Source organism: Nocardioides zeae (assembly GCF_030818655.1).
GTDB lineage: Bacteria > Actinomycetota > Actinomycetes > Propionibacteriales > Nocardioidaceae > Nocardioides > Nocardioides zeae_A.
In genome coordinates this window covers 2539025-2561884 of record NZ_JAUTAN010000001.1, presented here as the reverse complement: position 1 = coordinate 2561884, position 22860 = coordinate 2539025, and the positions used below count along the sequence as shown (strand labels likewise).

Below are 22860 nucleotides of genomic sequence, written 5' to 3'. Positions count from 1 at the left end.
CGGCCGCCCTCCGGGGCGACCGCGGGCCGGTGGCGTCGGGTCAGCCGCCCGTGACGACGGCCTCGAGCTGGTCGAGGCCCCAGTGCAGGTCCTCCTCGGAGACCACCAGCGGCGGCGCGAGCCGGATGGTGGAGCCGTGGGTGTCCTTCGCCAGCACGCCGCGGGCCAGCAGCGCCTCGCACACCGCGCGGCCGGTGCCGACGGTCGGGTCGATGTCGACGCCCGCCCAGAGGCCTCGCACCCGCACCGCGAGCACCCCGCGGCCGACGAGGGACTCGAGCCGGTCGCGCAGCACGAGGCCGAGGCGCTGCGAGCGCTCCTGCGGCTCGCCGCTCGCGAGCATCTCGACGACCTTGGTGCCGACCGCGCAGGCGAGCGCGTTGCCGCCGAAGGTCGACCCGTGCTGGCCCGGGTGCAGCACACCGAGCACCGCGCGGTCGGCCACGACGGCGGAGACCGGGACGATGCCGCCGCCGAGCGCCTTGCCCAGCACGTAGAGGTCGGGGACGACGTCCTCGTGGTCGCACGCGAAGGTGCGGCCCGTGCGGCCCAGGCCGGCCTGGATCTCGTCGGCGGCGAAGAGCACGTTGTGCCGCGTCGTGATCTCGCGGACCGCGCGCAGGTAGCCCGCCGGCGGGATGACCACGCCGCCCTCGCCCTGGATGGGCTCGATCAGCACCGCCACCGTGTTGGGCGTGATGGCGGCCTCGAGGGCCGCGGCGTCGCCGTACGGGACGCTGGTGAAGCCCGGCGAGAACGGACCGAAGCCGTCGCGCGCGTCGGGGTCGTCGGAGAAGCCGACGACGGTGGTGGTGCGGCCGTGGAAGTTGCCGGTCGCCACGATGATCTCGGCGCGGTCGACCTCGACGCCCTTGACGTCGTAGCCCCACTTGCGGCTCACCTTGATGGCGGTCTCGACGGCCTCGGCGCCCGTGTTCATGGGGAGCACGAGCTCCTTGCCGCACAGGTCGCCGAGCGCGGCGCAGAACTCGCCGAAGCGGTCGTGCACGAAGGCCCGGCTGGTCAGCGTGAGCTGGTCGAGCTGGGCGTGGGCGGTGGCCAGCAGCTCGGGGTGGCCGTGGCCGAAGTTGAGGGCGGAGTAGCCGGCCAGCATGTCGAGGAAGCGCGTGCCGTCGACGTCGGTCATCCAGGCGCCCTCGGCGTGGGAGACGACGACGGGGAGCGGGTGGTAGTTGTGCGCCGTGCGCTCCTGCGCCTGCTGGAAGAAGGCCTGGCTGCGCGGCACGCCGTTGCCGTCGGCGGTGGTGCGGCCCTCGTCGATCGTGCTGGTCATGCGTCGCCTCCTCTGGTTGCGGCAGGTCCGGATTGTCGGACAATCGGACCGGCGCTCACCCTAGCGTCTTCGCGCCGGAGCGCCACCTCCACCGTCGCAGGACCACGCGTGAAGTCAAGCCGGGGGCCGTGCGGGAGCGGTCAGCGCGGGAGGGCGACCGTGATGGTCGTGTCGCCCGGACGGCTGTCGAGGGCGACGGTGCCGCCGTGCGCCTCGACGATGGCGCGGACCAGGGCGAGCCCCAGCCCCGAGCCGCCGGCGGCACCGTCCTCCGGACCTCCCCCAGGGCCGTCGCCACGGACCCGGGCGGTGTCGCCGCGGACGAAGCGGTCGAACGCCGACGCCGCCAGCTCCGGGGAGAAGCCGGGGCCGTCGTCGTGCACGCGCAGCACGACCCGGTCGGCCTCGAGGGCCGCGGTGACCGTCACGGTCGTCCCGCCGGGCGTGTAGCGCCGCGCGTTGGACAGCAGGTTCGTCACCACCTGGTGGAGGCCGTGCCCGTCGCCCGTCAGCTCGACGGCCGCGTCGGGCAGGTCGAGCCGCCACCGGTGGCCGGGCGCCAGCACGCGGGCGTCCTCGACCGCCTCGAGGAGCAGCATCGTGAGGTCGACCGGCTCGGCGCCGAGCGGACGTCCCGCGTCGAGGCGCGCCAGCATGAGGAGGTCCTCGACGAGCCGGCGCATGCGGCCCGACTCGCCCTCCACCTTCGCCAGCGCCGTGCGGGCGGCGTCGGCGTCGTCGGGCCGTCGGCGGGCCAGCTCGGCGTACCCCACGATGGTCGCCAGCGGCGTGCGGAGCTCGTGGGAGGCGTCCGCGACGAACTGCCGCACCTGCTGCTCGCTGCGGTGCCGCGCCGCCATGGCGGCGTCGACGTGCGCGAGCAGGGTGTCGAGGGCGGCGCCCACCTGGCCCACCTCGGTGCGCTCGTCCCGCAGGTGGGCGGGCACCCGCCCGGCGAGGTCGACCTCGCCCTCGGCCAGCGGCAGCGTGGTGACCTCGTGCGCGGTGGCGGCGACGTCGCGGAGGGGGCGCAGCTGACGGCGTACGACGACGGTCGCGGCCCCGCCCGCCAGCAGCACCGCGGCGAGCCCGATGAGGAGCTCGTAGCCCACGAGCGAGCGCACGGCGTCGTCGACCGCGTCGGTCGGGAGGCCGGCGACGACCACCGTGCCGTCGTCCGCGCGGGTCGCGACCACGCGGTAGGAGCCGAGGGCGACGAGGTCGACGGCGTGGACGGCACCGTCCGCCGGCACGTCGGCGAGCTGCTCGAGCGCCGCCGTCGCCAGCGTGCGCTCGCCGCACACCTGCTCGGTCAGCACCCCGCCGCGCGCGCCGTCGGCCGTCGCGCTGCCGTCCGGCAGCACCGCGAGGAGCGTGCCGGGCCCCTGGTTGCCGGGCACGAAGCGGTCGCAGCCACCCGTCGTCGACCCCGCCGTCGACCCCGCCGTCGCACCCGGCGGCCGGTCGCCGTCCGGCGGCCGGAAGCTGCCGCCGCCCGCCCGCGGCACGACCGAGGTGACCTCGTCGTCGAGCCGGTCGGTGAGGTTGGCCCGCATCGCCAGGGTCGTCGCCGTGCCGATGGCGAGGGCCAGCAGGGTGGTGAGCAGCACCGTCGCGAGCACGAGCCGCGAGGTCAGCGTCGCGAGCCGGCGCCGCACCGGGGCCGGCGAGGTGGTGGGCACGGGCTCAGTCCGCCGGCTTCAGCACGTAGCCCGCGCCGCGCATGGTGTGGATCATCGGCGCGCGCCCGGCATCGACCTTCTTGCGCAGGTAGGAGATGTAGAGCTCGACGACGTTGGCCTGGCCGCCGAAGTCGTAGTTCCACACGCGGTCGAGGATCTGCGCCTTGCTCAGCACCCGCCGCGGGTTGCGCATGAGGAACCGCAGCAGCTCGAACTCCGTGGCGGTCAGCGCGATCTCGGTGCCGTCGCGCCGCACCTCGTGGCTGTCCTCGTCGAGCGTCAGGTCGCCGACGCTCAGCACGTTCTCGCGCTCGGCCGCGCGCGCCCCCGCGCGGCGCAGCAGCGCGCGCAGCCGGGCGACGACCTCCTCGAGCGAGAACGGCTTCGTGACGTAGTCGTCCCCGCCCGCGGTCAGGCCCGCCACGCGGTCCTCGACCGCGTCGCGCGCGGTGAGGAACAGCACGGGGACGTGGGGGTCGCCGGCGCGCATCCGGCGCAGCACCTCGAGGCCGTCGAAGTCCGGCAGCATCATGTCGAGCACCACGACGTCCGGCCCGAACTCCTTCGCCGCCGCGACCGCCTTGGCGCCCGCGTGGGCCATCCGGGTCTCGAACCCCTCGTAGCGCAGCGCCATCGCGACCAGCTCGGCGAGGTTGACCTCGTCGTCGACGACGAGGACGCGCAGGGGGGATCCGTCGGCGCGGGTGAGCTCCATGGCACGGGAGCCTGCCGGACGAACGTGTGAGTTTCCTGTGCGTCGCCTGTGGGTGGGTCCACAGTTCCTGCTGCCGGGACGCACAGCCGCAGCACAGCCACCGTCCGCACCGTCGTCGGCATGGACGACCAGCACCGCACCGCCCCGCCCCCGTACGCCGCCACCCCGCCCCCGCCGGGCCCGCAGCCCTCGCCGTACCCGCCCCTGCCGCCGGTGCCCGCCGCGACCCCGCCCGCCGCCGACCGCGCCCCCCGGCGACTGGGCCTCGTCGCGACGGCCGGCGTGGCCCTGGCCTCCGTGCTGCTGGGCGCCGGCGGAGCGCTCGCGCTCGGCGCCCTGAGCAGCGGCTCCGCGGCGGACGACGGGGGACCCGGCGGGTTCGGTGGTCCCGGCGGCTTCGGCGGGGCGGGCGGGCCGGGCGGCGGGTTCGCCCCGGGGCAGGTGCAGCAGGGGCAGCAGGGGCAGGTGCCGGGCCAGGTGCCGGGCCTGACCGGGTGATCGGTTCGCGGCCGCGTGGGGCCCTGGGGGATGATGGTCGGCGCTGTGCGCATCGACTACCCACCCCAGCTGCCGGTCTCGGCCCGCCGTGACGACATCGCGGCCGCGATCCGCGACCACCAGGTCGTCATCGTCGCCGGTGAGACCGGGTCGGGGAAGACCACCCAGCTGCCGAAGATCTGCCTCGAGCTGGGCCGCGGCCAGGTCACGGAGCACACGGGACGGGACGGGAAGGTACGCCGCCGGGGCGGCCTCATCGGCCACACCCAGCCCCGCCGGATCGCCGCCCGCTCGGTCGCGGAGCGCATCGCCGAGGAGACCGCGACCGAGCTGGGCGACCTCGTCGGCTACCAGGTGCGGTTCACGGACAGGACGTCGCGCAGCAGCCGGGTGAAGCTGATGACGGACGGCATCCTGCTCGCCGAGCTGCAGCGCGACCGCGACCTGCGCCGCTACGACACGATCATCATCGACGAGGCCCACGAGCGGAGCCTCAACATCGACTTCCTGCTCGGCTACCTCAAGCGGCTCCTGCCGCGGCGGCCCGACCTGAAGCTCGTCATCACGTCGGCGACGATCGACCCGGAGCGCTTCGCGGCGCACTTCAGCGACCGGCACGGGAAGCCGGCGCCGATCATCGAGGTCTCGGGCCGCACGTTCCCGGTGGAGGTCCGCTACCGCCCCCTCATCGAGCTGCCCGAGGAGGACGAGGACGGCGAGGCCGTCGTGCGCGACCAGACCGAGGCGATCGTCGACGCGGTGCAGGAGCTCTCCGGCGAGGGCCCCGGCGACGTGCTCGTGTTCCTGCCCGGCGAGCGCGAGATCCGCGACACCGCCGAGGCCCTCGGCGACCTGGCCAAGGTGCAGGGGCCGCGGGGCATCGACGTGCTCCCGCTCTACTCCCGCCTGTCCTCCGCCGAGCAGCATCGCGTGTTCTCGCCGACGGGCTCGCGGCGCCGCATCGTCCTCGCCACCAACGTCGCGGAGACGTCGCTGACGGTGCCGGGCATTCGGTACGTCGTCGACTCCGGCGTCGCCCGCATCTCGCGCTACTCGGCCCGCACCAAGGTGCAGCGCCTGCCGATCGAGCCCATCAGCCAGGCGAGCGCCAACCAGCGCTCGGGCCGCTGCGGACGCGTCGCGGAGGGCATCGCGATCCGGCTCTACTCCGAGGAGGACTTCGAGAGCCGCCCGGAGTTCACCGACCCCGAGATCCTCCGCACCAACCTGGCGAGCGTCATCCTGCAGATGACGAGCCTCGGGCTCGGCGACATCGGGCGCTTCCCGTTCGTGGAGCCGCCGGACAAGCGCAACATCACCGCCGGCACGCAGCTGCTGGAGGAGCTCGGTGCCCTCGGGGAGGGCCGGCTCACCGACGTCGGCCGCCGGCTCGCCCGCCTGCCGATCGACCCCCGTCTCGCGCGGATGATCCTCGAGGCCGAGCAGCGCGGCTGCGTGCGCGAGGTCATCGTCATCGCCGCCGCGCTCAGCCTGCAGGACCCCCGCGAGCGCCCCGCCGAGCAGCAGGCGCAGGCGGACCAGGCCCACGCCCGGTTCAAGCACGAGTCGGGCGACTTCCTCACGTGGCTGCAGCTGTGGCGCCACCTCAAGCAGCAGCAGCGCGACCTCTCCGGCAGCGCGTTCCGCCGGATGTGCAAGGCGGAGTTCCTCAACTACGTGCGGGTGCGGGAGTGGCAGGACTTCGAGTCCCAGCTGCGCCAGGTCTGCAAGGAGATGGGCGTCGAGATCGGTCAGCCCGCCGACCAGCCCGACGCCGACGGGATCCACCAGGCGCTGCTGTCCGGCCTGCTCTCGCAGATCGGCCTGCTCGAGGAGCGCGACAAGGAGGCGTCGCGGCCGAAGGGGCGTCGTCCCGGCGCGCGGGAATACCTCGGCGCCCGCTCCACCCGCTTCGCCATCTTCCCCGGCAGCGTGCTCAAGGGCCGCAACCCGCAGTTCGTCATGGCCGCCGAGCTCGTCGAGACCGGGCGGCTCTGGGCGCGGCAGGTCGCCGGCATCGACCCGCTGTGGGCCGAGCGCCTCGGCGCGCACCTCGTGAAGCGCACCTACGCCGAGCCGCGCTGGTCGAAGAAGCGCGGCAGCGCGGTCGCGAACGAGCGGGTGACCCTGTACGGCGTGCCCCTGGCCGCCGACCGCACCGTGCAGCTCGGCCGGGTCGACCCCGAGCTCGCCCGCGAGCTGTTCCTCCGCCACGCGCTCGTGCACGGCGAGTGGGGCGCCGCCGAGACCGGCCGGCACCGGTTCCTCGCCGAGAACCAGCGGCTGCTCGAGGAGGCGGAGGCGCTCGAGCACCGGGCGCGCCGCCGCGACATCGTCGTCGACGAGCACACCCTCTTCGACTTCTACGACGCACGCGTGCCGGCGAGCGTCATCAGCGCCGCGCACTTCGACCAGTGGTGGAAGCGCGAGCGCCAGAAGCGCCCCGACCTCCTCGTCTTCGACCCGTCGATGCTCACCCACGACACGGCGGCCGAGATCCAGGCCCAGGACTACCCGGAGGAGTGGCGCGCCACCGGCGCGGGCGGCGGGCACCTGACCTTCCCCATCAGCTACCACTTCGAGCCCGGCGCGGCCGACGACGGGCTCACCATCGACGTACCGCTGGCGTCGCTCAACCAGCTCGAGCCCGGGGACTTCTCGTGGAACGTGCCCGGGCTGCGCGAGGAGCTCGTGACGGCGCTGATCCGGTCGCTGCCCAAGCACCTGCGGACGTCGCTCGTGCCGGCGCCCGACCACGCGCGGCGCTTCCTGGCGGAGACGCCGCCGGGGGAGGAGCCGCTGCTGGACGCGCTGGAGCGGTACGCCCGCCACGCGTCCGGCGCGATCGTGCCGCGGGAGGCGTGGGACTGGTCGAAGGTGGCGCCGCACCTGCGGCCGACGTTCCGGGTCGTCGACCCCGACGGCGGGGAGGTGGCGCGCGGCAAGGACCTGGTGACGCTGGCCGAGCCCCTGCGGCCGTCGTTGGAGCAGGCGATCGCCGACGTCGCCGCCGACGCCGGGCAGACGGTGACCGGCGCGACGACGTGGGTGTTCGGGGCGATCGAGCCGTCGTTCACGCAGCAGCGGGCCGGCCACGAGGTGCGGGGCTTCCCGACGCTCGACGACGAGGGCGCGAGCGTCGCGCTGCGGGTCGTCGGGTCGAAGGACGAGCAGGAGGCGCGACACCGGCTCGGCGTGCGGCGACTGCTCCTGCTGGCGCTCGCCGCCGAGCAGCCGGGCCTGCTCAAGCGGGTGGCCGACGCGTTGAGCACCGCGGACAAGCTGGGGCTGGTGGGCTCGCCGTACCCCTCCATCCCCGACCTGCTCGAGGACTGCCGCACCGCCGTCGTCACCGAAGCCGTCGACGCGCGGCCCGCGGTGCGGGACGAGCAGGCCTTCGACGCGCTGCTCGCGGTGGTCCGCACCGACCTGGAGGCGCGGGTGCGGAGCGTCGTCGCCGACGTCGTGCGGGCGCTGGCCGCGCACCGGGCGGTCGACAAGCGGCTCACCGGCCGGGCCGAGATCCACCTGCTCGACGCGCTCACGGACCTCAAGGAGCAGCTCGCGGGGCTCGTGCACGTCGGGTTCGTGGCCGAGGCCGGGCCGGCGCAGCTGCGGCGCTACCCGACCTACCTGCGGGCGATGGAGGAACGGCACCAGCGCCTCGTCACCGGCGGGGTGCCGGCGGTGCAGAAGGACCGCCAGCTCATGGGCCAGATCGTGGACCTGCAGGGCTCGTGGGCCCACCAGGTCGCGGCGCTCCCGCCCGGCCGCCCGCCGGGCAAGGCGCTGCGGACGGTGCGGTGGCTGCTGGAGGAGTACCGCGTCTCCCTCTGGGCCCAGCAGCTCGGCACCGCCGTCGCCGTCAGCGACGCCCGTATCCGCAAGGCGCTCGCCGGCTGAGGTTGCGTCGAGTTGGGTCGAACGGCGCGGCTGGTGCGTCGAGTTTGGTCGTACGGCGTGGCGTGGGCGTCGAGTTGTCATGTACGCCGCGGCCGAGCCCACGGCGGGACCTCCGCGCTCGGCGGGCTCCCGCCCGGGGGAGGAAAGTGCGACAGGCGCCCGACCCGGAGAAAGAAAACGCGGACCGGAGGGGCCGCCCCCCTCGGGGCGGCTTCAGGTGGTCGGTGCAACGTTGAGTAGTTGTTGGAGCCTATCGGCGGGGGTGTCCCAGTTGAGGGTTTGGCGGGGGCGGATGTTGAGGAGGCGTTCGGTCTCGGTGATGTCGGCGTCGCTGACGTGGTTGAAGTCGGTGCCCTTGGGGTGGATGTCGCGCACGAGTCCGTTGGTGTTCTCGTTGGTGCCGCGTTGCCAGGGGCTGTGGGGGTCGGCGAAGTAGACGGGGCATCCGGTGGCCAGGGTGAAGGTGGTGTGCGCGGCCATCTCGCTGCCCTGGTCCCAGGTCAGCGAGCGGCGCAACGACTCGGGCAGGTTGGTCATCATCGTGACCAGGGCAGCTGCGACGGTGGTGGCGTCGTGGGTCAGCGGCAGCCGTCGGATCAGGGCGTAGCGGGTCGAGCGTTCGACCAGGGTGATCAACGCCGAACGCCCGCCGGCGCCGATGACGAGGTCGCCCTCCCAGTGCCCGGGTACGGCGCGGTCGGCGGCTTCGGGTGGGCGGTGGCTGATGTGGGCCTCGGCACCGATCCAGGACCGGTTGGACCGTGGGGGCAGCGCCGAGCGGGGCCGACGGCTGGTGCGGCCGCTGCGCAACGCTTTCTCGACCTTCAGCTCCTCACGCAGCGATCCCTTGCCCTGCACGTAGAGCGCTTGGTAGATCGTCTCGTGGCTCACCTGCATATCGTCGCGCCCCGGATAGCACCGCCGCAGATCCTGGCTGACCTGCACGGGTGAGAACCGGTTGTTCAACCGGACCAGCACCGCTGCGCGCAGCACCTCACCGGCACCCCCATCCACACCCGCATCCACACCCGCATCCACGCCGGTGTCTGCACGAACTGCGAGCTTGGACGGGCGGGGCCGGGGCCGGCGCTGCTCGGTCATCACCTGCGCTGCAGCAGCGTGGTAGCGACCCAGGCGGGTGTTGCGGGCCAGTTCGCGTCCCACCGTGCTGCGGTGCACCCCGAGCTCGGCAGCGATCCGTGCTGGACACCGTCCCTCGCTGCGACGGATCTGGATCAAGGCCCGCCCGGCCTGGCTCAACCGGCCGTGCTCATCGACCCAGTCACCGTCCAGCGGGGGTGGATGGGCACCGACAACACCGCCGTGGCGGCCCTTGCGCAGTCGCATGCCAGCGACTGTGGCCCATGAAGCCACCGTGTCTCGATCCCACCCCAGCAACTCGGACACCTGCTTCGCCGGGACCCCGGCCGCCAACAGCCCCAGACCCCGCGCACGCGCCGCTTCTTGATCCCGCAACACAACCCCCACAGCCGTGTTGCACCGACCACTAGAAACCGCCCGGCGTGTCGCCGACCGTGATCCGCGTTTTCTTTTCTCCGTGCCGGAACCCGTCCGCGTTTTCTTGCCCGAGCCCCGTACGCCGCGCCGTTCGACCCATCTCGACGCGTCCGCCGCGCCGTACATGACAACTCGACGCCCACGCCGCGCCGTACGACCCAACTCGACGTCCACGCCGCGCCGTACGACCCAACTCGACGCGCGACCCCGCTCGGAGCCGGGGCGTAACCTCGACGGCGATGCCTGAATCGACCACGCCTCGTCACCACCGTCCGACGCGTCCCGGGTCCGCGTTCTTCGAAGCACGCACCGGGGGCGTCGATCCCGCGCAGCTCGGCGCCGCCGCCGAGCGGGCCGCGACCGCCCTCGTGCGGGGGCCGCGCGAGGCGGAGGGGGAGACCGCGGCGCTCGCCGAGCGCGTCGTCGGACTGGCGGAGACGGAGGGCCTCGAGACGCTCGCCGAGCTGTGGTCGGGTGCCCCGGCCGACACGCTGTCGGGGTGCCTGTGGCGGCTCTACGTGCTGCGCGCCTGGGTGCACGCGGACCCGCACGAGGCGGCGCGGCAGTTCGAGGCGGGACGCCGCCTGGCCCCGGTCGCCCGCGTGGTGGCGGGGGTCGCCGAGCCCCCCGGTCCCGACGAGCTGCGCCGGATGATCGACGACGTGCTGCGCGGCATCGTCGAGCGGGAGTTCGCCGACGTGCTGCTCCGCGCCGCGGCGTTCGCCCGCGTCGTCGCCGCGGGACGCACCGAACCGGGCCACACCGTGCCCGGCGCGGCGTCCGAGGTCGAGCGCGTGCTCCTGATGTCGGAGCAGCTCGAGCACGCCGGCCACCTCGAGCTGGCCGGCGCGCTCGCCTGACCCGCCCCCCGCGCGGGTCAGGGTCTCGGGGAGCCCCGCCACTCAGAGCGGCGTGAGCTCCGTGACGGTCCAGCCGGAGCCGTCGCGCTCCAGCCCCACCGACAGCTGCGCTGCCGAGACGCTGGTCTCGGCGTCGCCCGCCCGCTGGCTGGTCTGGTCGAGGAACACGAGCACCCGGGCCGCGTCGTCGGTGAGCTCCTGCACGGCGACCGACGACACCCGCGCGGTCAGCACGAGCTCCTGGCCGGGCGCCTGCTCGGCGAGCCCGGCGTAGAGCACGTCGAACTCGTCGCGGGCCGCTCCCCGGAGCAGCTCGTCGGCGGCCGCGGTCGTGGCCTCGGGCGCCGCGTGGTCGTAGCTGAGCACCCGGGTCAGCGTCTGCGTCGCCGCGGCCTGCACCTCCGCCGTGCCGGTGGCGTCGACGAGCGCGTGGTTCTCGGCTGCCGGCGTCGAGCGGAGGCCGTCGGCCTGCGTGAAGGCGTAGACGCCGAACGCGACGAGCAGCACCGCCGCCACCCACGGCCCGAGCAGCGCCACGCGCTTCCCGATCGTCGCGGCGTTCACAGGGTCACCGCCACCTGCTGGAGGTTCTCCAGCAGCCAGGCGCCGTCCACCTCGCGGAGGTCGGCGGCGAAGCGGTTGCGCTTGATCGTCGGCTCGGTGCCGGCGTCGTCGTTCTCGGTGACGGTCACCTCGACCGACACGAGCACGGTCGCCGTCGCGCCGTCCAGCTCCAGCACCGCCGCGTCGACGACGCGTCCCACCGACGTCGTACCGAGCTCGCCGAGCATCCCGCGGCTCCCGTCGTCGACGTCCGTCATCTGGTCGTGGAGCATCCCGGTGGTCGCGGCGCCCCACGCCTCGAGGCCGCCGGCCACGTCGCGGCTGTCCATGGTGGTCAGCGTCGCGACGTGGGTGCGGGCCGCGACCAGCACGGCGTCCCGCTCCGCCGCGCGGTGCAGCCCGTCGTCGTGCTCCGCCAGCCACCACGACCGGCCGCCGAGGGCGGCGACCACGACGGCCACGACGAGCACCAGCCAGGGGAGACCGGCGAGCAGCCGCTGCCGCGTCCGCGCCGCGCCCCCGGGAGAGGCGGGACCCGCAGCCGTCCCCGAGTCCGTCCCCGAGTCCGCTTCCGAGTCCGACTCCGGGACCGTCTCCGGCTCGGCCTCCTGCTCCGTGCGCGTGTCGAGGGTCATCCGATTCCTCCCATGAGGTCCTCCAGGCTGGTGGCGTCGCGGATCACGACGGGTGCGCCCCCGGTGGGGCGCGCCGTACCGGGGTCCACCGGCACGGCGAGGTCGTCCAGGTTGCTGGGCACGGCACCGGGGCCGCGCACGTTCGACGGCCCGCTGGTGAGCGTGCAGCCGGCGTCCGTGTCGAACGCGCCGCCCCCGGTGGCGTCTCCGGCGCGGCGGGGCGTGCCCTCGTACCCCGTCGTGCAGGGCAGCGGGTTCGCGAAGTTGGGCACGAGCGACAGGTTCAGGCTGCCGGTGCTCGTGACGGCCCAGCCGGCGCTCACGGCGTCGGGCAGGCGGATCATCAGGTCCTCGACACCGGCGCTGTTGACGCCGAACACCTGGGCCGGTGTCACCAGGTTGGTGAGCAGCAGGCCGAGCGGACGACCGACCTCGGCGACGAGGTCCCGCAGCTGGAGGGCGGCGGGCGGGGTCGCCCCGATGAGGGCGCGCAGGTCGCCGTCGGAGTCGCGCAGGGTCGCGGCCAGCAGCTCGAGGTCCCCGCTGAACGACCGGATCGCGTCCGCGGAGGCGAGCTGGCGGTCCAGCACGGTCGCCGAGCTCTCGATGAGCCGCGTCGTGACGAGGAAGTTCGCGTCGGCGGTCTGCGCCCAGGCGAGCGACGTCTCCACGAGCTGGGCGACGTCGGGCGACACGCCGCGGGCCGCCAGGTAGGTCTCGTCCACGACGGTCCGCAGCGCGTCCTCCGGCACGGAGGCCACGAAGTCGCGCCCCGAGCGCAGGACGGCGTCGAAGGCGGGCGGCACCGTGGCGTCCGTCGCGACCACGCGGTCGCCGTCGGCCAGCACGGCGCGGTCGTCGTCCCCGGCCTCGCGAGGCACGAGGTCGAGGTACTGCTCGCCGATCGCCGACCGGTTCGCCACCGTGACGTCGACGTCGGCGGGCACGGGCGGCGCGTCGGCGTCGAGCACGACCTGCACGTCGGTGCCCGTGTCCGTCACCTCGAGCTCGTCGACCGTCCCGATCGACACGCCGCGGTAGGTCACCTCGCTGCCCTCGAAGAGCCCGGAGGCGTCGCTGAGCTCGACGGTCACCCGGGTGTCGTCGCGGAGCGGGTCGACCCCGACGTAGGTGCGCAGCAGGTAGCCCGTCGCCAGCAGCCCCAGCACGAGGAAGGCGACGACCTTGACCTTCACGGCGGTGGTGATCACGGCTCGCTCCTCGGCGTCGTGGGGGCGGTCGTCGGCGCCGGTCCGCCGGTGGGCTCGCGGTCCGGCGAGGTGGGTACGCCGGTGGGCCCGGTCGTCGAGGGCGCCGTCGGCGAGCCCGTGGGCCCGGTCGTGGGAGCCGAGGGGGAGGCCGACGGCGATGCCGACGGGGAGGCCGACGGCGAGCCGGAGGGGGAGCCCGACGGCGGAGCGGTCGTGGCGTCCGGGGTCGGCACGGTCACGGTCGGCGACGGCAGCCCGGGGGTGGCCGAGCTCGTCGGGGGCAGCAGGTAGGGGCGTCCCGCCGCGCCGCCGTCCGGTGCCGGGGGCTCCAGCGACGGCTGCGGCCAGGCGCAGCCCATGGCGTCGCAGTCCTCGGGCACGCTCGCGAACGCGGTGGTGACGAAGACGTTGAGGTAGTCGCCCCGGATCGCGCCCGTCACCGCGTCCGGGAACGGGTAGGTCAGCAGCAGGCCCAGCGCGTCGGGGAGGTCCTGGCCGGCGGCGGCCAGCTGCTCGAGCACGGGCGCGAGCGTCTGGAGGTCGGCGACGATGTCGTCCTGGGCGGCGTCGAGGGTGTCCACCGCGACGTCGGAGAGGCTGTCGAGCGCCTCCAGCATCGCGACGAGCTGGGGACGCTGCTCCTCCAATGCGGCGAGACCGGGGTGGAGGCCGTCGAGCGCGGTGGTGATGCGCTCCTCGTCGGCCTCGAGGGTCGTCGACAGGTCGGCGAGCGAGTCGATGGCCGCGGTGATGGACTCCTTGCGGGCGTCGAGCTGGCTGACGAAGCCGCCCAGCTGCTGGATGAAGGTGCGCACGCGCTCGGGGTCGTCGCCCGAGATCGCCTGCAGCTCCGTCGAGATCTCCTGGAACTGGGCGATCCCGCCGCCGTTCAGCACCATCGACAGCGCGCCGAGCACCTGCTCGACCTGCGCCGCCTCGTCGCTGTCGGCCCGCTCGATGGTGTCGCCGGAGACGAGCCGTGCACCCGACGAGCCCGAGCCACCCGACGAGCCCGAGGAGCCCGCCGGGCGCACGAGCGCGACGTACTTCTCGCCGAGCAGCGACGTCTGCTGGAGCCGCGCGGTCGTGCCGACGGGGAGCGCGACGTCGCCGTTGACGAGCAGGTCGACCTCGGCGCCGAGGCCGTCGTCGGCGAGCCGGACCGCGGTGACGCGGCCGACGGCCACCTCGTCGACCTTCACGGCCGACTGCGGCACGAGGTCGAGCACGTCGGTGAACTCGACGGTGAGGGTGACGGGGTCGTCGCCCACGTCGGCGCCACCCGGCAGCGGGGCCTCGTAGATCCCGTCGTCGAGGATGCCGCAGCCGGTGAGCCCACCGGCGGTCAGCGCCGCGCCGAGCGCGACGCCGACGGCCCGGGCCGCGAGACCGCGCCTCATCGGTCCGTCTCCCCGATGCCGGGCAGCAGCACGGGCGGTGCGTCGCTGGAGGAGCGGGCGCTGAGGCCGTCGGAGCTCCACAGGTTGGCCTCGTTGAGGTTGGCGCGGCCCTGCAGGCTGCCGGTCGCGGGGTCGTAGGCCTGCAGGAAGTTCTGCAGCGTCAGCGGCGCCATGCGCAGCAGCTCCTCGAGCGACGCGCGCTGGTTGACGAGCGTCTGGGTGGGGCCGACGAGGTTGTCCACGCTCGTGCGGAGCGCGGAGCGGTTGTCGGCGATGAAGTCGTCGAGCACGGCGAGCGCGGCCCCGAGCTCCTGCACGGCGGTGGCGAGGTCGTCGCGGTCGGCGGCGAGGTAGTCGGCCACCTCGGCGAACCGGGACGTGGCGGAGCCGACGGTCTCGTCGTTGACCTCGAGCATCTCGCTCAGCTCGGCGAGGTGGCCGATGGTCGCGAAGAGGTCGGCGTCGACCCCGGAGACCGTGGCGGAGAGGTCGCTGAACTCGCTGATCATCGTGTTGAGGTCGGCACCGGTGCCGTCGAGGTTCTCGGCCGCGACCTCGAGGAAGGCGGAGAGCGCGCCGTCGGCGTTGGCGCCGTTGGGACCGAGGCGGGTGCTGACGTCCTCGAGGCTGGTGTAGAGCTCGTCGATCTCGACGGGCACCGCGGTGCGGTCGGCGTCGATGACCGCCCCGTCGGCGAGCGCCGCGCCCTCGGTCCACGGCTCGGTGAGCTGCACGTAGCGGTCGCTCACCACGGTCGGCGCCACGATCACGGCGGCGGTGCCGGCCGCGACCTTGCGGCCGGGGTCGAGCCGCATCGTGACGCGGACGGCCTCCACGCCCGGCTCGATGTCGGTCACCTCGCCGACGGGGACGCCGAGCACCTGCACGTCGGACCCCACGTAGAGGCCGACCGCGGAGTCGAAGTCGGCGACGACGGTGGTGCTCCGCCCGTCGACGTACGCCGATCGTGCGGTGACCGCGAGCACGACGGCCGCCAGGGCGAGCAGGAGGGCGCCGCTGCGGAGCAGCCGCGCGCGACGGTCGCGGGAACGCTGGGCACGGGTGCTCACGAGCCACCTCCGGCGGTCGGGGCGCAGGTGCGCTCGATGTCGTTGTCGAGCTGGGGCGAGCCGTCGGCGGCGTAGAGGCCGCAGACGTAGGCGTCGACCCAGCGGCCGTTGCCGGTCGCCGAGGCGAGCAGGCGGTAGTAGGGACCGAGCCGCGCCAGCGACGCGTCGAGGCCCTCCTGGTTGCGGGTGAGGATCTCCGCGACCGCGTCGAGCTGCGCGAGCGCCGGGGCCAGGGTCGCCTCGTTGTCGGCGACGAGGCCCTGCAGCTGCTCGCCGAGCTGGGTGGTGCCCTCGAGCAGGGCGCTCACGGTGGCCCGCCGGGCGGCGAGCTCCTCGAGCAGCAGGTCGCCGTCGACCAGCAGGTCGGCGATCTCCTCGTTGCGGCTCGCCAGGGTGCCGGTGACCTGCTCGGCCGCCTCGAGCAGGCCGGCGAGCTCCTCGTCGCGGCTCGACACGGTGCGCGAGAGCTCGGCAAGCCCGGTCACGGTCGCGCGGACCGCCTCGGGGGTGTCGGCGAAGGCCGTCGTGAGCGCCTCGAAGCTGGCCTCGAGCTGCTCGGTGTCGATCTCGCCGACGGTCGTGGAGAGCTGCGAGAAGGCGGCCGTCACGTCGAAGGGGGTGCTCGTGCGCGCGACCGGGATGGTCTCGTCGAGGTCGCCGCGCCCCGCGGGCTCCACGGCCAGGTACTTCTGGCCGAGCAGCGTCTTCACCTTCACCGCCGCGCGGGTCTCGGAGCCCAGCTCGACGTCCTTCACGCGGAAGGTGACCTCGACGACGTCGCCGTCGAGCTCGAGGCCGGTGACCTCGCCGACGCGCACGCCGGCGACCCGCACCTCGTTGCCGGCGCGCAGCCCGCCCGCCTCGGCGAACTCCGCCGTGTAGGTGCGGCCCCCGCCGACGAGCGGCAGGGCCGCGGCGTTGAAGGTGAGGAGGAAGACCCCGACCAGTGCGAGCACGCCGACGATCGCGACGACGACGCGGTTGCGCTCCGCGAAGGCGGTGGGGTGGCGGCGCGCCGCATCACCGGCACCTCGCTGCCACCGGCTCGATGCCCAGGTCGCCCGTGTAGCCCTCCGGGAGGGGGATGAGCCCCTGCACCGAGCAGGCGTAGAAGTTGAGCCACGAGCCGTAGCTCCCGACCCGGCCGAGCGCGTCCAGCCGCCCGGGCAGGTTGGCGAGCAGCGTGTCGATGGTGTCGCTGGCGTCCGCGAGGTTCCCGGCGAGGTCGCCGAGCCCGACGATCGACTCCTGGAGCGGCGCCCGCCCCTCCTCGAGGAGGTCGGCGACGCTGACCGAGAGGGAGCCGAGCCCGTCGAGGGTGGCGCCGATCGTGTCGCGGTCGGCCGCGAGCCCGCTGACGAGCTGCTGGAGCGTCACGATCGTGGCGTCGACCTCGTCGGTGCGGCTCTCGACGGTCTCGAGCACGGATCCGAGGCTGGTGATGAGCTGGCCGATCACGGCGTCCTTCTGGGCGAGGGTGGTGGTGAGGCGTCCGGTGCTCTCCAGCAGCGTGTCGACGGAGGCGCCGTCGCCCTGGAAGACCGCGAGCACCTGGCCGGACAGGGCGTTGACGTCCTCGGGGTCGAGGAGCCGGAACAGCGGGTGGAAGCCGTTGAAGAGCAGCGTGAGGTCGAGCGCGGGCGAGGTGGCGTCGATCCCGAAGGCGTGGCCCGGGGCGATCGGGTCGCCACCCTCGGGCGTGGTCGGCGGCTGCAGCGCGATGTAGCGCTGCCCGACGAGGTTGCGGAACCGCAGCTCCAGCGTCGTCCCGGCCGGCACCTGGACCGCGTCGTTGACGGTGAAGGTGACCTCCGCGAGACCGTCGTCGGCGACCTCGATGTCGCGCACCGCGCCCACCTTCACGCCGGCCATGCGGATGTCGTCGCCCTCGTTGAGGCTCGTGGCGTCGGTGAACCGCGCGGTGAACTCCCCGCCGCCCCCGCTGCCGTTGCGGATCGTGGCGGCCAGCGCGAGCGTGGCGAGCACGGTGACGAGCGTGAACACGATGCTCTTCACCGCGATCGGGCCGAGTCCGTTCCTCATCGCAGCACCACCTCCGCGCCCCGGAGCGAGGGGCCGAGCAGCAGGCTCGCCCAGTCGGGGTACTCGTCCGGCGCCAAGCCCTGGCCGGGGGCCACGAGCTCGGCGATCAGCTGGTTCTCGGCCGGCGAGTTGGCGTCGCCCAGCCCGACCGCGAGGGCCTGCTGGGCCCGGCTCGCCGAGCCCTCGCCCGCGACGTACGACTCCAGGAGGTCCGCGGTCGGCGGTCGCACCCGGGCGGGCTCGGACCCGCCGGTCGCCGGGGCGGTCGACCGCGAGGAGACCGTGTAGGGGCAGCGCGGCTGCCCGTCGGTGCGGTAGGTCGGCCGGTCGACCCCGCGCTGGTAGGCGCCGCTGACGTCGCCGATGCTCAGCGTGACCTTGACGCCGGGCTCGGCGGTCCCCACCCCGAGCACCTCCTCCATGACCGGCTCGAAGTCGGCGACGGACCGCAGCACGCAGGGGAACTGCGCGGCGTACGGCGCGACCGCGGCCAGCGCCTCCCGGCTCTCCTCGGCGAGCACGACGATGGTCTGCTGGTTCGCGGTCAACCAGGCGTCGGTGCTGGTCGCGGCGCCCGTCACCCCGGCGTACAGGTCGTCCAGGGTCGTGCGCTCGTCAACGAGGGTGGTCGCGGTGACGGTGAGGTCCTCGAGCGCGGCGAGCAGGTCGGGCGCGGCGACGTCGTAGACGTCCGCCACCTCGGCGAGCCGCTGGAGGTCCTCGGTCAGGGTGGGGACGTACGGCGCGAGCTCGGTGAGGTAGGACCCCCACCGCTCCATCGACTCGCCGATCGAGGCGCCCTGGCCGCGGAGCGCCAACGTCAGCTCGCCGAGCGTCGCGGCGAGCTTCTGGGGCTGCACGGCCTGCAGCACGGGCAGGAGCTCGTCGAGCACCTCCTCGAGCTCGACGGCCTCGTCGGAGTCGTCCTGCCGGATGGTCGCGCCGTCGGCGAGACCGCCGCCGGTGCGGGCGCCCTTCGCGAGCAGCTGCACGTAGCGCTCGCCGAAGAGCGTCTTCGGCAGGAGCCGGGCCACGGTGTCCGCGGGCAGCCCGTCGGCGACGTCGGGCTCCAGGGCCAGCACGAGGCGGGCCCCGTCGTCGGTGGCCCGCACCTCGGTCACCTCCCCGACGGGCACGCCGTTCAGCTTCACGTCGGAGCCCTTCTGCAGCGCGTTGCCGACCGAGCCGGTCGTCAGCACGACCTCCGTGCGCGAGGTGAAGGCCTGGTCGTAGGCCAGCACCACGCCGCCCGCGCCGAGCGCGACGACGAGCAGGAGGACCAGGCCCAGCACGAGGTCCACGGGGCGGCGGGCGTTGTCGTTCATCCGGCCACCCGCACCGTCGTGGTGGTGCCCCACAGCGCCATGGAGAGCGCGAGGTCGAGGATCGCGACCGTCACGATGCTCCGGCGCACGGCGGTGCCCACCGCGACGCCGACGCCCGCGGGGCCGCCCGTCGCCGTGAAGCCGAGCCGGCAGTGGATGAGGATGATGAGCACGGCGAAGACGACGACCTTGACGAACGAGCCGAGGATGTCGGCCGGCGGCAGGAAAAGTCCGAAGTAGTGGTCGTAGGTGCCCGCCGACTGCCCGTAGAAGTAGACCGTCACCGCGCGGGAGCCGGCCCACGAGACCAGCAGGCCCACCACGTAGAGCGGCACGATGGCGACGACCCCGGCGATGACGCGGGTCGTCACGAGGAACGCGAGGCTCGATACGCCCATGACGTCGAGCGCGTCGACCTCCTCGTTGATCCGCATCGCGCCGAGCTGGGCCGTGAACCCGGAGCCGACCGTCGCCGAGAGCGCGAGCGCGGCGACGAGCGGCGCGATCTCGCGGGTGTTGAAGTACGCCGAGACGAAGCCGTTGAGGGCCGCGGTGCCGATCTGGTCGAGCGCCGAGTAACCCTGCATGCCGACGACCGTGCCGACGAAGAGGGTCATGCCGACCATCACGCCGATCGTGCCGCCGATGACGGCCAGCGCCCCGGTGCCGAAGCTGACCTCCGAGAGCAGACGCACGATCTCCTTGAGGTGGTGGCGCAGCGTGCGGGGCACCGAGGCCAGCACGGTGAGGTGGAACCGCAGGCCGGCGCCGAGCGACGCGAGCCGGTCGAGCGGCGTCGTGACCACCGAGGTCAGGGGGCCGAGGGAGAGCGCCATCAGGCCCCCTTGCCGGGCACGAGCTGCAGGTACAGCGTCGTGATGACGAAGTTGACGAAGAAGAGGAGCAGGAAGGTCACGACGACCGCCTGGTTGACCGCGTCGCCGACGCCCTTGGGCCCGCCGGCCGCGTTGAGGCCGCGGTGGCACGCGACGATGCCCGCGATGAAGCCGAAGATGACGGCCTTGAGCTCGCCCACCCACAGGTCGTTCAGCTGGGCCAGCGCGGTGAAGCTCGACAGGTAGGCGCCCGGGGTGCCGCCCTGCACGATCACGTTGAAGACGTAGCCGCCGATGACGCCGACGACCGACACGAGCCCGTTGAGCAGCACGGCGGCGAAGATGCAGGCGATGACCCGGGGCACGACGAGGTGCTGCACCGGGTCGACGCCCATGACCCGCAGGGCGTCGATCTCGTCGCGGGTACGGCGCGCGCCCAGCGCCGCGCAGATCGCCGCACCTCCGGCGCCGGCGATGACGAGGGTCGTGACGATCGGGGCGGCCTGCTGCACGACGGCGAGCACGCTGGCCGCGCCGGTGAACGACTGGGCGCCGATCTGGCGCGTCAGGGTGCCGAGCTGGAGCGCGATGACCGCGCCGAACGGGATCGCGACGAGCATCGCGGGCACCCAGGAGACGCTGACGACGAACCAGAACTGCTCGAGCAGCTCCCGCGCCGCGAAGGGCCGCCGGAAGGTGGCGCGCACGGTGTCGAGGGCCAGCGCGAACAGGTCGCCGGTCGTGCGGAGCGCCCGGGTGACCGCGGCGCTGCGGGGGAGGAGCGGCGGTTCTCGGTCGACCTCGTCGTCGGGGGCGACGTGGAGCCGGGCGGCACCGGAGTCGATGCGCTCGCGGTGGCGGGTCGTCGCCGCGCGGGGGAAGCCCGTGCGCGAGACCAGCTGCCGCGGCAGCACCTCGATCGAGCGCGCGCCGGCGTGGCGGGAGAGCAGCGCGGTGCCCGTCGGCCCCCCAGGCCCGACGGGTGCCGCGGGATAGGGGTCCGTCGTGTCGGTGCGGCGGTGGTCGGCCTCCTCGCTCATCCCGATCGGACCGTCCGGGTCGCCGCTCATGAACTGCGAGACGACGGGGTGGTCGGTGAGCAGGAACTGCTCGCGAGGGCCGAACATCACGAGCTCGCGCCGGTAGAGCATCCCGAGGTTGTCGGGGAGGGTGCGGGCGAGCTCGATGTTGTGGGTGACCACGAGCATCGTTGCGTCGGTGGCGGTGCTGACCTCCATCAGCAGCTGCGCGAGGTTGGAGGTGCGCACCGGGTCGAGGCCCGAGTCGGGCTCGTCGATGAGGATGATGGACGGGTCGGTGACCAGCGCGCGCGCCAGGCCGGCGCGCTTCTTCATGCCGCCGGAGATCTCGCCGGGCACCTTGTGCTCCTGGCCGACGAGGCCGACCATGTCGAGCTTCTCGAGCACCCGCTGCCGGATCTCGCGCTCCGGCAGCTTCGTGTGCTGGCGCAGCGGGAAGGCCACGTTGTCGTAGACGTTCATGGAGCCGAACAGCGCGCCGTCCTGGAACAGCACGCCGAAGCGGCGGCGCAGCTCGAGGCGCTGGGACTCCTTGGCGGAGACCATGTCGACGCCGTCGACGAGGATGCGGCCCGCCTCCGGTCGCACGAGGCCCATCACCGACTTGAGGAAGACGGACTTGCCGGTGCCCGACGGGCCCAGCAGTGCGGTGATCTCCCCGGGCTCGAGCGTCAGGCTCACGTCGCGCCAGATGTTCTGGCGTCCGTAGCTCTTCGTCAGTCCGGTGACCTCGACCGTGCCGCCCATCGCGGTTCCCCCTGTCGTCCTCGCGCCGCGGCCAGGGGGCCGCAGCGCGGCGAAACTATGTGTGGTGCCGGTCACCTGTCACCGCCCGGAGCGAATTGGAGGCGCCACCGGGGGCAGTCCGGGAAGAAGTTGTCACGGGCCTGACAACTTCTGCTCCGCCACCGGGTCCGTCGGCCCCCACCGGCGCCTCGGGGCTGGACCCACCGGTCCACCGACCGTTCACTGCGGACGTCAGGGGGAGCGCAGGTCGACGACCGCGCCGGGGGAGCAGGGGAGGTGCCGTGGTCGACGGTGACGCGGCGCCGTGCCCGCTCGCGCGCGCCCACGGCCTCGCGCCGGGGCTCGCCGCGGCGTACCGGCCCCGCGTGGCCGACTTCAGCCGCGGCCTGGCCGAGCAGGTGGTCGAGACGGTCGCGGGCTTCGCCCACCCCACCCTGCGCCCGGTCGTCACCGAGGCGGTGGTGCTGGCCGTGACGGCCTTCGTCGACGCGCTCGCGGGCGCGCCGGTGCGCACCGGCGAGCTGGCGCGCCACTTCGACCGGCTCGGCCGGCTGGAGGCCGCGGCGGGCCACGACCTCGACGCCATGCAGGCCGCCCACCAGGTCGCCACCCAGCAGGGCTGGACCGAGCTGCGCCGCCGCGCCGCCGAGCTCGCGGCGCCGTCGGCGCTGGTGGACGGGCTCACCGGTGTCCTCCTCGCCTACCAGCGGTGGCTGCACGACCAGGCGGTGCGCGGGTACGTCGAGGAGCGGCGGGCCGCGGCGCCCCGGGTGGCGGCGGAGGAGCCGCGCACCCGCCTGTTCGCGGCGCTCCTCGCCGGCGCTACACCCGCGCGGCTGGGCACGCTGGCGCAGGAGGCCGGGATCTCCTGGCCGCCCCCGGGCCCGCTCGTCGCCGTCGTCACGGAGACCGGGCAGGGGGCCGCGCGTGCGGCCCAGGTCGCCGCCGTCGAACCCTTCCGTGACGACCTGCTGGCCGGTGTGCTGCGCGGGCGGGCCGTCCTCGTCGTCGCGCAGCGGGCCGCGGCGGACGTCGCCGCGGCGCTGGCGCGGCGCGGTCGACGGCCGGTGGCCCTCGGGTGGGGCGGGCGGCCCGACGAGGTGCCGCACGGGGTGCGGTGGGCCGTGCGTGCGCTCCGTCTGGTGCGCAGCGGCGTGATCCCGCTGCCGCCCGACGGGGTCGTGCGCTGCGCCGAGCACCGCGAGACGCTGTGGCTGCACGCCGACGAGGCGTTGCTGGAGCAGGTCACCTCCGACCTGCTGGCGCCGCTCGACGCCTGCAAGCCCGCCCAGCGCGACGCGCTCGCGGAGACCCTCCTCGTGTGGCTGCAGACGAGGGGCAGCGCCCCGGTGCTGGCGGAGCAGCTCGGGGTGCACCACCAGACGGTGCGCCACCGGATGCGCCGGCTGCGCGAGCTCCTCGGCGACGCGGTCGACGACCCGGCGACGGCTTCCGTGCTGCTCCCGGCCCTCGACGCGGAGCGTGCGCGCGGGGGTGCCCGGTCGGGGTGAGGCGCCGG

18 protein-coding genes are annotated in these 22860 nt (G+C 74.2%); 4 read left to right on the top strand and 14 right to left on the bottom strand.

Annotation, left to right across the window (positions count from 1 at the left end; all coding sequences use genetic code 11):
• Positions 1-40: 40 nt before the first annotated feature.
• From rocD to QE405_RS12185, 3 genes are all read right to left on the bottom strand, one after another.
• A complete protein-coding gene (gene rocD, locus QE405_RS12195; RefSeq protein WP_307201064.1) occupies positions 41-1294 on the bottom strand; it encodes an ornithine--oxo-acid transaminase in 1254 nt (417 codons plus the stop codon).
• A gap of 140 nt (positions 1295-1434) precedes the next feature.
• Positions 1435-2976 carry a sensor histidine kinase gene (locus QE405_RS12190; RefSeq protein ID WP_307201062.1) on the bottom strand — a complete coding sequence of 514 codons (1542 nt, stop codon included), beginning with the start codon at positions 2974-2976 and terminating at the stop codon, positions 1435-1437.
• 4 nt (positions 2977-2980) lie between these two features.
• Complete coding sequence (locus QE405_RS12185; RefSeq protein WP_307201060.1) at positions 2981-3691, bottom strand: response regulator transcription factor; 711 nt, start codon at positions 3689-3691, stop codon at positions 2981-2983.
• 120 nt (positions 3692-3811) lie between these two features.
• Between QE405_RS12185 and QE405_RS12180 the strand changes: the two genes are divergently transcribed.
• Positions 3812-4189, top strand: coding sequence for a hypothetical protein (locus QE405_RS12180; RefSeq protein ID WP_307201058.1), 378 nt, complete (start codon positions 3812-3814; stop codon positions 4187-4189).
• Between the two features lie 33 nt (positions 4190-4222).
• Entirely contained in the window at positions 4223-8092 is a 3870-nt protein-coding gene (gene hrpA / locus QE405_RS12175; RefSeq protein ID WP_444939698.1) for an ATP-dependent RNA helicase HrpA, read from the top strand.
• 213 nt (positions 8093-8305) lie between these two features.
• Here hrpA and QE405_RS12170 read toward each other — a convergent pair whose 3' ends face one another.
• Entirely contained in the window at positions 8306-9439 is a 1134-nt protein-coding gene (locus QE405_RS12170) for an IS30 family transposase (protein ID WP_307198779.1), read from the bottom strand.
• 410 nt (positions 9440-9849) lie between these two features.
• Between QE405_RS12170 and QE405_RS12165 the strand changes: the two genes are divergently transcribed.
• On the top strand, positions 9850-10470 hold the full coding sequence (locus QE405_RS12165; RefSeq protein ID WP_307201055.1) for a hypothetical protein: 621 nt from the start codon (positions 9850-9852) through the stop codon (positions 10468-10470).
• 42 nt (positions 10471-10512) lie between these two features.
• Here the strand turns inward: QE405_RS12165 and QE405_RS12160 are convergent, their stop codons facing one another.
• Genes QE405_RS12160 through QE405_RS21080 form a run of 10 tightly spaced genes read right to left on the bottom strand, consistent with a single transcriptional unit; the run spans position 10513 to position 21341 of the window.
• Positions 10513-11034: a hypothetical protein gene (locus QE405_RS12160; RefSeq protein ID WP_307201054.1), complete on the bottom strand. Its 522-nt coding sequence runs from the start codon at positions 11032-11034 to the stop codon at positions 10513-10515.
• Complete coding sequence (locus QE405_RS12155) at positions 11031-11669, bottom strand: hypothetical protein (RefSeq protein WP_307201053.1); 639 nt, start codon at positions 11667-11669, stop codon at positions 11031-11033. Before QE405_RS12155 ends, QE405_RS12160 begins: the two co-directional genes overlap by 4 nt.
• The gene (locus QE405_RS12150) at positions 11666-12880 is read right to left on the bottom strand and encodes an MlaD family protein (RefSeq protein WP_307201052.1); all 1215 of its coding nucleotides are present in this window, start codon (positions 12878-12880) and stop codon (positions 11666-11668) included. Before QE405_RS12150 ends, QE405_RS12155 begins: the two co-directional genes overlap by 4 nt.
• Positions 12877-14280: an MCE family protein gene (locus tag QE405_RS12145; RefSeq protein ID WP_307201051.1), complete on the bottom strand. Its 1404-nt coding sequence runs from the start codon at positions 14278-14280 to the stop codon at positions 12877-12879. Before QE405_RS12145 ends, QE405_RS12150 begins: the two co-directional genes overlap by 4 nt.
• Positions 14277-15350, bottom strand: a complete 1074-nt coding sequence (locus QE405_RS12140; RefSeq protein ID WP_307201050.1) for an MCE family protein — start codon at positions 15348-15350, stop codon at positions 14277-14279. Before QE405_RS12140 ends, QE405_RS12145 begins: the two co-directional genes overlap by 4 nt.
• Positions 15347-16315 (bottom strand): MCE family protein, encoded by a 969-nt coding sequence (locus QE405_RS12135; protein WP_307205795.1) that lies wholly within the window; start codon positions 16313-16315, stop codon positions 15347-15349. Before QE405_RS12135 ends, QE405_RS12140 begins: the two co-directional genes overlap by 4 nt.
• 55 nt (positions 16316-16370) lie before the next feature.
• Positions 16371-17393, bottom strand: coding sequence for an MCE family protein (locus QE405_RS12130; protein WP_307201049.1), 1023 nt, complete (start codon positions 17391-17393; stop codon positions 16371-16373).
• Positions 17390-18718, bottom strand: a complete 1329-nt coding sequence (locus QE405_RS12125; protein WP_307201048.1) for an MCE family protein — start codon at positions 18716-18718, stop codon at positions 17390-17392. Before QE405_RS12125 ends, QE405_RS12130 begins: the two co-directional genes overlap by 4 nt.
• A complete protein-coding gene (locus QE405_RS12120; RefSeq protein ID WP_307201047.1) occupies positions 18715-19554 on the bottom strand; it encodes an MlaE family ABC transporter permease in 840 nt (279 codons plus the stop codon). The genes QE405_RS12125 and QE405_RS12120 overlap by 4 nt, the downstream gene beginning before the upstream one ends.
• A complete protein-coding gene (locus QE405_RS21080; RefSeq protein ID WP_444939685.1) occupies positions 19554-21341 on the bottom strand; it encodes an ABC transporter permease in 1788 nt (595 codons plus the stop codon). The genes QE405_RS12120 and QE405_RS21080 overlap by 1 nt, the downstream gene beginning before the upstream one ends.
• A gap of 281 nt (positions 21342-21622) precedes the next feature.
• Between QE405_RS21080 and QE405_RS12105 the strand changes: the two genes are divergently transcribed.
• Positions 21623-22852, top strand: coding sequence for a helix-turn-helix domain-containing protein (locus QE405_RS12105; protein WP_307201045.1), 1230 nt, complete (start codon positions 21623-21625; stop codon positions 22850-22852).
• Positions 22853-22860 lie beyond the last annotated feature (8 nt).